Raw genomic sequence first — 12,302 nt, 5'->3', positions numbered from 1 at the left:
CCATGGTGGAACCCCTTGGGGTGGCGCAGGTGTATCGGACCTGTCCGACCGATGCCTTCGATTTCGAGGTCACCAGCGAACTGGAGTCGCTGGACCTGCTCATCGGCCATGAACGCGCACGGGATGCCTTGAGTTTCGGCACCGCGATCCGCAGCGACGGTTTCAACCTCTTCGTGCTGGGCCAGCCCGGGCATGATCGCCACAGCCTGGTGGGCAGCTTCCTCGCCGAGAAGGCCCGGGGCGCCTCGCCCCCGCGGGACTGGTGCTACCGCTACAACTTCGATGACCCGGCCGTGCCGCTGGCCCTCTCGTTGCCGCCCGGCCTGGGGCGTCAATTGCGCACCGACCTGGAGGCACTGGTCGAGGAGTTGCGCAGCGCCATCCCCGCCGTGTTCGAGAGCGAGGAGTACCAGAACCGCCTCCACGAGCTCAAGCAGGCCATGGGCGAGCGCCAGCGCGACGCCGTGGAGGCCGTGCGACGCGAGGCCCGCGAGCACGATATCCTGCTGCTCTCCACCCCCAACGGCTTCACCTTCGCGCCGGCCGACGGCGACAAGATGATGGCGCCGGAGGCCTTCGAGAAGCTGCCGAAGGACGAGCGCGAGCGCATCGAGGCCACGGTCGAGATCCTGCAGCGCAAGCTGACCCAGGCGATCCGCCAGATGCCGCGCCTGGCCAAGGAGCTGCGCGACCAGGCCAACGCCCTCAACGCGGAGATGCTCGAGTCGGCCATCGGCACCCCGCTGGATGAGCTCAAGGAGCGCTATGCCGAGCACGAGGGCGTCCTGACCCACCTCGACGCCATCCGCGAGGCGATCCTGTTCAATGTCGATTCCTTCATCGCCGACGAGCCCGACATCCCGGCGGAGGCGGTGTTCAGCCGCTTCCAGGTCAACCTGATCGTGGACAACGCCGAGGCACAAGGGGCGCCGCTGATCTACCAGGACCTGCCCACCCACCAGCACCTGGTGGGCCGCATCGAGCACCATGTGCACAACGGCACCCTGCTGACCGACTTCTCGCTGATACGGGCGGGCGCCCTGCATCGCGCCAACGGCGGCTACCTGGTGCTGGACGTGCGCGGCGTGCTCACCCAGCCCGGGGCCTGGGAGACCCTCAAGCGGGTGCTCAAGGCCGGTGAGATCCGTACCGAGTCGCTGGAGCAGGCCTATGGGCTGATCAGCACCGTGACCCTCGAGCCGGAGCCGATCCCGCTGGACGTCAAGATCGTGCTGCTGGGCGAGCGCCTGCTCTACTACCTGCTCTGCGAGCATGACCCCGAGTTCCTGGAGCTGTTCAAGGTCCAGGCCGACCTCGAGGACGAGCTCGACCGTGACCCCCGGCACGAGGCCTTCTATGCCCGGATGGTGGCGACCCTGGCCCGCGAGGCGGCTCTGCGCCCGCTGGACCGCAGCGGCGTGGCCGCCGTGATCGAGCGGGCCAGCCGGCTGGCCGACGACCAGCGCAAGCTGACCGCGCGTCATCGCGACCTCCATGACCTGGTGCTGGAGGCCGACCACTGGGCCGGCGAGGAGGCGGCCACGGTGATCGCCCGTCGCCATGTCGAGAAGGCGGTCAGCCAGCAGCTCTGGCGCGCCGGGCGCATCCGCGAGCGCAGCCACGAGATGATCACTCGCGGCACCATGATGGTCGCCACCGAGGGGCGGGTGGTCGGCCAGGTCAACGGCCTCTCCGTGCTGCAGCTTGGCGAGTACGCCTTCGGCCAGCCGTCGCGTATCACCGCCACGGCGCGGCCGGGCAATGGGCAGGTGGTGGACATCGAGCGCGAGGCGCGCATGGGGGGGCGCATCCACTCCAAGGCGGTGATGATCCTGTCGCGCTACCTGGCCACGCGCTACGCGGGGGAGGAGCCGCTCTCGCTCTCCGCGAGCCTGGCCTTCGAACAGTCCTACGGCGGGATCGAGGGCGACAGTGCCTCGGTGGCCGAGGTATGTGCCCTGGTCTCGGCCATCGCCCGGGTGCCGCTCGATCAGGCCTTCGCCGTGACCGGCTCCATCGATCAGCATGGGCGGGTCCAGGCGGTGGGCGGTGTGAACGAGAAGATCGAGGGGTTCTTCGATGTCTGCGCCGCCCGTGGCCACCTCGAGGGGCAGGCGGTGATCCTGCCGGCGACCAATGTCGAGCATCTGATGCTCAAGGCCGAGGTGCGCGAGGCGGTCGAGGAGGGTCACTTCCGGGTCTTCGCCGTGTCACGGGTGGACGAGGCACTCGAGTTGCTCACCGGTCTGTCCATCGGTGTCCCCGACGACCAGGGGCACTTCCCCCTGGGCAGCCTGGATGCCCGCGTGGCCGAGCGGCTGACCCATTTCCGCGAGGTGGTGAAGCACGCGCGCCAGGAGGAGGGGGGCGGCGATGACGATGAACACGAGGAGCCGGATGATGAACGTTGAGGTGTCCCGGTCAGGCCCGGAGGAGCTGGGGGGAGAGAGCGAGATTCCGGTGATGCGGGTGCTGGCGTTGCTTGATGCGTCCCGCCACAGCCTGGCGGCACTGGCCGCCGCGGTGGACCTTGCGGTGACGCGCCATGCCGAACTGGTGGCCCTTTACGTCGAGGACCAGGACCTGCTGGGCAGCGCGGGTTTTCCCTTTGCCCGCGAGATCGGTGCGGCCTCGGGGCGGGTGCGCCGGCTGTCGAGGACCGACCTCGAGGCCGGCATGGCGCGACAGGCCCGTCGCGTGACCGAGGCCCTGGATGCCGCGGTGGCCGGCCGGGAGCTGCGACACCAGTTGCGGGTCAGTCGTGGCCGGGTGGTCAGCGAGGCGTTGTCGCTGGCCGGTCCGGGCGACCTGCTGGTGCTCGGCAAGGCCGGGTTATCGGGCCACTGGGGCGTGCGCCTGGGCTCCACCAGCCGTGCCCTGATCCTCGAGGCGCCCTGCACGGTGATCATCTGGGACGAGCGGCTGTCGCTGGCCCGCGGCCCGCTGCGGACCCTGGACGGTCCCGGAGCGGGCGGCGAGTTCCCGCCGGTTCCCGAGGCGCTGACCCGCCTGTTCGACGGCCGGGAGGTCCTGCAGGCGAGCGATGCCCGGCAGCTGGAGCAGCAGTTGGCCCGCGTGGACAATGGCGCCCTGCTGCTCCATCGCCCCCAGCTCGCCCGCCTGGCCGACCAGGATGCCGACCTGCTGGCCCGCCTGCCGATACCGGTCATCGTGGTGCCTTGAGCCATCGTGCGATTCCGGCCCACGGGGCGGCGAGAATTTGGCAAGATAGCGCCTCCAACGAGCCGAAGGGGGATCTGCCGGGATGGCATACTTGCTGGTGATGGGGGGCCTGGCGCTCTCCGTCTGCTTCACCCTGGGCTGGGGCCTGGTCCGTGCCACGCGCTGGCTGGCGGGGCGCCTGCCGGGCGCGGGCCGCACACCGTCACGGCGCCCCCCGCGGCGTGCACCCAGCAGGACCAAGGCGCCCGGCAGGCCCAAGGCTGCCCCCCGGACCAGGGCGCGGAAGGCCGCACCCGCCAAGGTGCCGCCGACACCCTGGCGACTGACCCGCTGGCTGGCCCGGCGGCGTTCGCCGCTGCCGCTGGGCCTGCTGGTCCTGCTGCTCTACGCGGGCAGTCGCCTGGCCGAATACGGCATGACCTTCCGGCCGCTGGCCGCCCCCGGCGAGTTCCATGGACTGGTCACCACCCTGGGGTGGGCCGCCGCCGCCCTGCTGACCCTCGCCGGCATGAACCTGCTGGCCCTGTGGCGCTGTCACCGGTCGGGTGGCGACGACCGGCCCTGACTCACCTATGCTGTCATGACCCCGAATCGAGACAAGGAGTCATGATCATGGCCATCCCCACCGCTTGGCGTCGCTCGGCGTCCATTCTGCTGTTCTCGCCGCTGCTGCTCTCCTCGGCGGCCCTCGGCGAGGTGGACTTCCAGTACCAGCGCCCGGAGATCGCCCCGGAGTCGGCCTCCGGCAGCGAGGAGAAGCCCGGCTGGGCCACAGAGACGTTCGCCGTGGCCGCGGCCAACCCGCTTGCCACCGATGCCGGCTACCAGATCCTCCAGGCGGGGGGCTCGGCCATCGACGCCGCCATCGCGGTGCAGATGGTGCTCACCCTGGTCGAGCCCCAGTCCAGCGGCATCGGCGGCGGTTCCTTCCTGATGTATCACGACGGCGAGGAGGTCATGGCCTACGACGGCCGTGAGACCGCGCCGGCCTCGGTGGAGGAGGAGCTTTTCCTGGACGGGGAGGGCGAGCCCCTGGCATTCATGAAGGCCGTGGCCAGCGGTCGCTCGGTCGGCGTGCCCGGTACCCTGCGCATGCTGGAGAGGGCCCACAAGGCGCATGGTCGCCTGCCCTGGGCCGAGCTCTTCGAGCCGGCCATCACCCTGGCCGACGAGGGGTTCCCCGTCAGCCCCCGGCTGCACCGGAGCCTGGCCGACACCGAGGGCCTGCGTGACAATGCCAGGGCTTCGGCCTTCTACTTCACCGAGGAGGGGGAGCCGCTGCCCGAGGGCCACACGCTCAAGAACCCGGCCCTTGCGGTGATCCTCGAGCGGATCGCCGAGCAGGATAGCTCGGCATTGCACACCGGGGCCGTCGCGGAGGACATCGTGGCGCAGGTGCAGAACCATCCCGCCTTGCCCGGAAGTCTGAGTCTCGAGGACCTGGCCACCTACACGGCGAAGGAGCGCGAGCCGCTCTGCACCGAGTGGCAGACGTACCGGGTGTGCGGCTTTCCGCCCCCCTCGTCGGGCCACCTGACGGTGATGCAGATCCTCGGCATGCTGGAACAGCTCCCGCCGCTGGAGGCAGCCCTGGAGGAGGACCTGCCCGGCGTCGACTGGCTGCACCGCTTCCTCGAGGCCTCGCGGCTGGCTTTCGCCGACCGCGGGCGCTACATCGCCGACCCGGACTTCGTCGAGGCGCCCGGCGGCGACTGGTCGCTGATGCTCGACCCCGACTACCTGGCCGAACGCGCCGAGCTGATCGATGCGGAACAGAGCATGGGCAGCGGCGGCGCCAGCCCGGGCAACCCCGGTGCCCTGGCCACCGCCTGGGCCGTGCAGCCGACGCAGCCGGAATACGGCACCAGCCACATCAGTATCGTCGACGAGCACGGCAACGCCCTGGCCATGACCAGCTCCATCGAGCAGGCCTTTGGTGCGCGCATCCTCTCCGATGGGGGGACCGGCATGCCGGGGGGCTTCCTGCTCAACAACGAGCTGACCGACTTCTCCTTCACCCCCGCGGATGAGGAGGGGACCCCTATCGCCAACCGCGTGGAGCCCGGCAAGCGTCCGCGCTCCAGCATGAGCCCGACGCTGGTCTTCGACCGGGACAGCGGCGACCTGGTGGCGAGCCTCGGTTCGCCGGGGGGCGCGGCCATCATCCACTACACCGCCCGCTCGCTGGTGGCCATGCTCGACTGGGGCCTGGACGCCCAGCGCTCGCTGGACCTGCCCCATGCCATCACCCTGGGCGGGCCGGTCTACCTGGAGGCGGGACGCTTTCCGCCGGCCACCCGGGAGGCGCTTCGCGAGCGGGGCCACGAGGTGGAGGAGCGCGAGCTCACCAGCGGGCTGCAGGCGATCCAGCGCACCGAGGAGGGCTTCTTCGGTGGCGCCGACCCGCGCCGCGAAGGGGTGGTGATGGGGGATTGAGCGCGCGTGCCTAGCCCCGCAACCAGTTGCGCAGCTTGACCAGCAGCAGGGCGCCGTCGCCCAGGCGGCGGCGCTCGCCGATGAGCGCAGCGAGCATCGCCGGCCGGTCGGTGATGATGCCGTCCACGCCGAGGTCGATCAGCTGGGACATCCGGGTGCGGTCGTTGATGGTCCAGGCATGCAGCTCGTAGCCGTAGTATCCCGCAAGGCGCACCTCCTCCTCGTCGATGCGATTGTGGCGCAGGGCCAGGGCATCGAAGCCTCGGCGCTCCAGGGTGCCCGACATCACCAGCTGGGCGAGCAGGGTGGTGCGCAGGCGCGGCGCACGCAGCCCGACCTCGCGCAGCAGCCAGGGCGACATGGCGGCCACGCGCATCTCGCCCATGACGTCCGGGTCGCCACAGGCCAGGGCGGTCACCCGATCCGCGGCGCGATGCCGGCACGCGACGCGCAGCTCCCTCTCCCTCGCCAGGGTGTCGATCACCGCCTCGACCAGCTCGAGCTCGCGGCCGGGGTCGGGCTTGAGTTCGATCATCAGGGTGGCGCGTCCGCGCACCGCCGCCAGCACCTCGTCCAGCCCCGGGATCCGCTCGCCGATGAAGGGGTCCCCGAACCAGCTGCCGACATCCACCTCGTCGAGTTCCGATCGCGGCAGCTCCCCGACCCGGCGCTCGTCCCCGGCCAGCCGCCTGAGGCTCTCGTCATGGTAGAGCACCACCTCGCCATCGGCGGTGAGGCGCACGTCGATCTCGACGCCATCGGCGCGATCCCGGATCGCCTGCTCCACCGCGGCCAGGGTGTTCTCCGGCGCATGCAGCGAGCTGCCGCGGTGGGCGATGATGGCGACCTCGTCGCGGATCTCGAAGCGATTGACGATCAGCCACGCCTGGCCGATGGCGAACAGCACGACGGCGAGCTCGACGGTCCAGGCCAGGCGACCGGGGTGGGTGCCGGGCGGCGGAGGCTTGGGCTTCGGCTCGCGATGGGCCAGGCGCAGGTAGAGGCAGGTGGCCTGTAGGGCGTTGGCGGCGATGCCGCCGAAGGTGATGGCCAGGGCCACCAGCAGGTAGGCGGTGAGGTAGGCGAGCATGGCCGGGACCAGCACCGCATTGCGCTCGGGCAGCCACCACAGCAGCGGGGTGACGACCCGGTCGAACAGCGCCGTGGCCAGCAGCGGCAGCATGACGATGCCCAGCAGCAGCAGCACCACCGCCGCCGCGATATGGCGGCCCCGGCCTCGGGTCAGCTGCCTGCTGCGCGCCAGGGCCGCCGGCGGCGAGAGTTCCTCCAGGGTCAGCACCGGCAGGGCCAGGTGCCAGCGGACATAGAGGCTGCCGGCGAGCAGGAGCCACGCCAGCACCGGCACCAGGCCGCTGCCGAGGAAGGCCCAGAAAGCGGGCGGGCGCACGCTCTGCACGAAGTAGGGGTCGAGTTCACCCAGGAAGAACCCGTGGAGCCAGGCCAGGCTCAGGGCCAGCGGGACCAGCAGCAGCAGCTGGGCCCCCACCTGCAGCACCACCAGGCCGCTGAGGGCCGGCAGCCGGCGCAGCGTGGCCCACAGGGCCTCGAAGGCGAGGCGGACATGATGGTCCCGGGGGCGTACCGCCACCAGGATCATGCCGGCTTGCTGGAGGTAGAGCACCAGGAAGGTCAGGCCAACGGCGGCCAGCAGCCAGAGCAGGCCGCCGGGGCTCATCAGCAGGGCGATCAGCTCGTTGTTGGTGATCACCGGGCGGCCGAACTGGGCGAGCAGGCCCGAGAGGGTCCAGCCCACGGCCGGCAGCAGCAGGCTCGAGGCCAGCAGCGTGAAGAAGAGGTGATAGGCGATCAGCGGGCGCAGGTGCTCGCGCAGGGTGCGCAGCACGTCGCCGCTCAATCGTGACAGGTGCAGCATGGACAGGCCCGCGACGGGGATCTCGTGTCAGGGTGACACCGCTGCCGCGTCACGGGCAAGTGCCTGTTACCGCGGGCCTCGTCGTGCGTCAGCGCTCCAGGTCAAGCTGCTCGTCGGCGACCAGGATGCCGTTGTTGTCGGCGTAGAGCCACTGGCCCGGCGTCAGGGTGACGCCGGCGAAGCTGACCGGGATGTCCCGCTGTCCCTCGCCGCGTTTCTCGCTCTTGCGCGGATGGGCCCCCAGCGCCTGGATGCCGAGCTCGGTCTCGGCCAGCACGTCGACGTCGCGCACGCAGCCATACATCACCACGCCGGCCCAGCCGTGGCCGGCGGCCTGTTCGGCCAGCATGTCGCCCAGCATGGCGCAGCGGGTGGAGCCGCCGGCGTCGACGACCAGCACGGCGCCGTCCCCTGGCTCGGCCACCGCCTGCTTGACCAGGGAGTTGTCCTCGAAGCACTTGACGGTGCGGATCGGGCCGGCGAAGGCCTCGTGGCCGCCGACGTTGACGAAGATCGGGTCGAGCACCTGGACCTCGGGGTAGGCGTCGCAGATGTCCGGCGTGACGATATGGCTCACGGTAAGGCTCCTCGTGCCATGGGTGAGCCCTCGATGATGCCACGGCGTGGGCAGAACGGAAGTCCCCTTTGGTGGGACGGAGCGGTGGCAGGGTCGGGGTGGAGGGTCAGGCGCAAAAAAAGCGCCCCGGATGGGGCGCTTCGTTCATCGGCTCCGGCCGCCGCGGGCGACGGCCTTCGATGTTGCGAGCATCGGAGTCGAATCTGACTCTATCAGAATACCGCTGATCAGGCTTCCTGCGCGACCGGAATCACGTTGGAGGCGGCGTTCTGATACTCCTCGATCTCGTGAAAGTTCATGTAGCGGTAGATCTCCCCGGCCATGGCGTCGAACTCGCCCATGTAGCGGCGGTACTCGTCGACGGTGGGCAGGCGACCCTCCACGGCGGCCACGGCCGCCAGCTCCGCGGAGGCGAGGTAGACGTTGGCACCGTCGCCCAGGCGGTTGGGGAAGTTGCGGGTCGAGGTGGAGACCACGGTGCTCTTGGCGGCGACGCGGGCCTGGTTGCCCATGCACAGCGAGCAGCCCGGCATCTCCATGCGTGCCCCGGCGCGACCGTAGATGCCGTAGTAGCCCTCCTCGGTCAGCTGGTGCTGGTCCATCTTCGTCGGCGGGGCCAGCCACAGGCGGGTCTTCAGGCTGCCGGCCGGCTGCTTCTCGAGCAGCTTGCCCGCGGCGCGGAAGTGGCCGATGTTGGTCATGCACGAACCGATGAACACCTCGTCGATCTTCTCGCCGGCGACCTCGGAGAGCAGGCGGGCGTCGTCCGGATCGTTCGGCGCACACAGGACCGGCTCCCTGAGCTCCTCGAGGTCGATCTCGATGACCTCGGCGTACTCGGCGTCCTGATCGGCGCGCATCAGGCTCGGGTCGGCCAGCCACTCCTCCATGCCCTGGATGCGGCGCTCGATGGTACGGCGGTCGCCGTAGCCGTTGGCGATCATCCACTTGAGCAGGGTGATGTTGGACTTCAGGTACTCGCTCACGCTGTCCTCGGACAGGGTGATGGTGCAGCCCGCGGCGGAGCGCTCGGCGGAGGCGTCGGAGAGCTCGAAGGCCTGCTCGACGGTGAGGTCCTCGAGGCCCTCGATCTCCAGCACGCGGCCGGAGAAGGCGTTCTTCTTGCCTGACTTCTCGACGGTCAGCAGGCCGTTCTGGATGGCGTAGTAGGGGATGGCGTGGACCAGGTCACGCAGGGTGACGCCGGGCTGGCGCTTGCCCTTGAAGCGCACCAGCACGGACTCCGGCATGTCCAGCGGCATCACGCCGGTGGCGGCGGCGAAGGCCACCAGGCCGGAGCCTGCCGGGAAGGAGATGCCCAGCGGGAAGCGGGTGTGAGAGTCGCCGCCGGTGCCCACGGTGTCGGGCAGCAGCATGCGGTTCAGCCAGCTGTGGATGATGCCATCGCCCGGACGCAGCGAGACGCCGCCGCGGTTCATGATGAAGTCGGGCAGGGTGTGGTGGGTGTCCACGTCCACCGGCTTCGGGTAGGCGGCGGTGTGGCAGAAGGACTGCATCACCAGGTCGGCCTGGAAGCCCAGGCAGGCGAGGTCCTTGAGCTCGTCGCGGGTCATCGGGCCGGTGGTATCCTGGGAGCCGACGGTGGCCATCTTCGGCTCGCAGTACATGCCCGGACGCACGCCGTCCAGGCCGCAGGCCTTGCCGACCATCTTCTGGGCCAGGGTGAAGCCCTTGCCGGTGTCCTTGGGCTGCTCGGGCAGGCGGAACACGTCGGAGGGCGCCAGGCCCAGGGACTCACGCGCCTTGGTGGTCAGGCCGCGGCCGATGATCAGCGGGATACGGCCGCCGGCGCGCACCTCATCGAGGATCAGCTGGGTCTTGAGTTCGAAGGTGGTCACGACCTCGTCGGTGCCGTGCTTGCACACCTTGCCTTCATACGGATAGACGTCGATGACGTCGCCCATCTCGAGGCCGGAGACGTCCATCTCCACCGGCAGGGCGCCGGAATCTTCCATGGTGTTGAAGAAGATCGGGGCGATCTTGCCGCCGAAGCAGAAGCCGCCGGCGCGCTTGTTCGGCACGTTGGGGATGTCGTCGCCGAAGAACCACAGCACGGAGTTGGTGGCGGACTTGCGCGAGGAGCCGGTGCCGACCACGTCGCCCACGTAGGCGACGGGGAAGCCCTTGGCCTTCACCGCCTCGATCTGCTTGAGCGGACCGGTGGTGCCGGGCACCTCGGGCTCGATGCCGTCGCGCTCGTTCTTGAGCATGGCGTTGGCGTGCACTGGGATGTCGGGGCGCGACCAGGCGTCCGGGGCGGGGGAGAGATCGTCGGTGTTGGTCTCGCCCGGCACCTTGAAGACGGTGAGGGTGATCTTCTCCTTGAGGGCCGGCTTGGAGAGGAACCACTCGGCCTCGGCCCAGGACTGGATGACGTCCTTGGCCACGGCGTTGCCGGCCTTGGCGCGCTCTTCCACGTCGTGGAAGGCGTCGAACATCAGCAGGGTGTGCTTGAACTGCTCGCCCACTTCCTTGGCCAGGTCGGCATCGTCGAGCAGTTCCACCAGGGAGACGATGTTGTAGCCGCCCTGCATGGTGCCCAGCAGCTTCACCGCGTGGACCCTGTCGATCAGCGGGGACTCGGCCTCGCCCTTGGCGATGGCAGTCAGGAAACCGGCCTTGACGTAGGCCGCCTCGTCGACGCCGGGCGGAACGCGATTGGTGAGCAGGTCGAGGATGAACTCCTCCTCGCCGGCCGGCGGGTTCTTCAGCAGCTCGACCAGTGCGGCGACCTGCTCGGCGTTCAGCGGCTTCGGCGGCACGCCGTCGGCGGCGCGCTCCTCGACATGTTGGCGATAGGCTTCAAGCACGTTGGGGCCCTCATCGGTGGTGGTGGCCGAAGCCGGCAGACCTCAGTCGAGCGTCGACGTAAGGCACGCTTCGGCGCGGGAAAACGTCTGGCAGACCCTTCCTGATGCCAGGGTGTCAGCGGTGCCGCGATCATAGAGGAAACTGTCGACAATGTTAAGCTGGGCCCGCCGTGGCGGCCTTGAACTTTGGTCGGCGGCAACTTCGGGCTGCCAGCCCGGGGTCTCCCGCGTTACCATGACGTTATGTCAACGCACGTTAACGTCAACGGGAGGAGACATGGGAGAGCGCATCACCTCGCCGTGCGTCGGTCTCTGCTCGACCACCCTGGGCGACCGGGTGTGCCGTGGCTGTCAGCGCGTCGACGGTGAGATCCGCGACTGGCCGGCCCTCTCCGGCGAGCAGCGACAGCAACGCATGGCCGAGCTGGACAGGCTGCGCGCCGAGGTCGCCGGGCGCTTCCTGGTGGTCGTCGACCCCGAGAGCCTGGAGGCCCAGCTGCGCCGTCACCGGATCCGCTTCCGGGATGAGCAGCCGCCGCTCTCGCGCGCCGTGGAGCTGCTGCGGGTGGGACGCGGCCGCATCCGCGACCTGTCGTGCTACGGGCTGGTCGGTCGCGACGGCGAGGACGCCGCCGCGCTTCATGAACGCATCACCACCGACCTGCTGGCCGCCGCCGAGCGGCGACAGGCGCTGCTTCCCGACCCCCTTGACCCGCCGACACAGGAACCATGATGCCCCCGATGCCAACCCTCGAGACGACCGATTGCCGGGACCTGCTGCCTGCCGAGCTGCTGGCGTTCCTGCCCTGTGCCACCCCGGAGGCGTGGGTCGACTGGGCCCTGGCCAACCCCGAGCTGCTGCTGATCGACCACGCCCAGTGCGAGAAGAAGGCGGCCTCCACGGCCATGAGCCTGCTCTACCGCTATGTGGACCAGCCGCTGCTGCTCACCAAGATGTCCCAACTGGCCCGGGAGGAGCTGCTGCACTTCGAGCAGGTCGTCAAGCTGATGGAGGCGCGGGGCATCGTCTATCGCCATATCAGTGCCTCGCGCTACGCCGAGGGGCTGCGTCGCCACGTGCGGGGAGAGGAACCGGAGCGCCTGGTGGACATCCTGATCATCGGGGCGCTGATCGAGGCACGCAGCTGCGAGCGCTTTGCCCGCCTGATTCCGCATCTGGATGATGAACTTGCCAAGTTCTATCGCAGTCTGGTTAAGTCGGAAGGCCGTCATTTCGAGGATTACCTGATGCTGGCGCGCCGCCTGGCCACGGCGCCCATCGACGCGCGTATCGCCTTCTTCTCCGATCGCGAGGCCGAGCTGGTCACCATGCCGGACACGGCCTTTCGTTTTCACAGCGGCGTGCCGGCCTGAGGCCATC

Annotated in this window: 9 protein-coding genes; 6 read left to right on the top strand and 3 right to left on the bottom strand. The window is 69.6% G+C overall.

The genetic code is table 11. The features are described from left to right. The first annotated feature begins 2 nt into the window (after positions 1 to 2). The 4 genes from DFP85_RS03315 to ggt all read left to right on the top strand — a co-directional run bounded on the left by DFP85_RS03315 (position 3) and on the right by ggt (position 5,619). Positions 3 to 2,411, top strand: coding sequence for a Lon protease family protein (locus DFP85_RS03315; protein WP_133634912.1), 2,409 nt, complete (start codon positions 3 to 5; stop codon positions 2,409 to 2,411). After that, on the top strand, positions 2,401 to 3,183 hold the full coding sequence (locus DFP85_RS03310) for a universal stress protein (protein ID WP_166644589.1): 783 nt from the start codon (positions 2,401 to 2,403) through the stop codon (positions 3,181 to 3,183). Before DFP85_RS03315 ends, DFP85_RS03310 begins: the two co-directional genes overlap by 11 nt. An 82-nt stretch (positions 3,184 to 3,265) precedes the next feature. Continuing rightward, positions 3,266 to 3,748 (top strand): hypothetical protein, encoded by a 483-nt coding sequence (locus DFP85_RS03305; RefSeq protein WP_133634910.1) that lies wholly within the window; start codon positions 3,266 to 3,268, stop codon positions 3,746 to 3,748. 47 nt (positions 3,749 to 3,795) lie between these two features. Continuing rightward, positions 3,796 to 5,619 carry a gamma-glutamyltransferase gene (gene ggt / locus DFP85_RS03300; protein WP_133634909.1) on the top strand — a complete coding sequence of 608 codons (1,824 nt, stop codon included), beginning with the start codon at positions 3,796 to 3,798 and terminating at the stop codon, positions 5,617 to 5,619. A gap of 10 nt (positions 5,620 to 5,629) precedes the next feature. Here the strand turns inward: ggt and DFP85_RS03295 are convergent, their stop codons facing one another. The 3 genes from DFP85_RS03295 to acnB all read right to left on the bottom strand — a co-directional run bounded on the left by DFP85_RS03295 (position 5,630) and on the right by acnB (position 10,921). Further along, entirely contained in the window at positions 5,630 to 7,513 is a 1,884-nt protein-coding gene (locus DFP85_RS03295) for a glycerophosphodiester phosphodiesterase family protein (RefSeq protein ID WP_133634908.1), read from the bottom strand. A gap of 88 nt (positions 7,514 to 7,601) precedes the next feature. Beyond that, entirely contained in the window at positions 7,602 to 8,090 is a 489-nt protein-coding gene (rraA, locus tag DFP85_RS03290) for a ribonuclease E activity regulator RraA (RefSeq protein ID WP_133634907.1), read from the bottom strand. Between the two features lie 227 nt (positions 8,091 to 8,317). Beyond that, positions 8,318 to 10,921, bottom strand: a complete 2,604-nt coding sequence (acnB, locus tag DFP85_RS03285) for a bifunctional aconitate hydratase 2/2-methylisocitrate dehydratase (protein ID WP_133634906.1) — start codon at positions 10,919 to 10,921, stop codon at positions 8,318 to 8,320. 277 nt (positions 10,922 to 11,198) lie between these two features. Between acnB and DFP85_RS03280 the strand changes: the two genes are divergently transcribed. After that, positions 11,199 to 11,654 carry a DUF1289 domain-containing protein gene (locus tag DFP85_RS03280; protein WP_133634905.1) on the top strand — a complete coding sequence of 152 codons (456 nt, stop codon included), beginning with the start codon at positions 11,199 to 11,201 and terminating at the stop codon, positions 11,652 to 11,654. Next, positions 11,654 to 12,295, top strand: coding sequence for a MiaE family protein (locus DFP85_RS03275; RefSeq protein ID WP_424955075.1), 642 nt, complete (start codon positions 11,654 to 11,656; stop codon positions 12,293 to 12,295). The genes DFP85_RS03280 and DFP85_RS03275 overlap by 1 nt, the downstream gene beginning before the upstream one ends. Positions 12,296 to 12,302 lie beyond the last annotated feature (7 nt).

The organism is Halomonas ventosae (genome assembly GCF_004363555.1).
Classification (GTDB): domain Bacteria; phylum Pseudomonadota; class Gammaproteobacteria; order Pseudomonadales; family Halomonadaceae; genus Halomonas; species Halomonas ventosae.
This window is presented reverse-complemented; position numbering and strand designations above follow the sequence as displayed.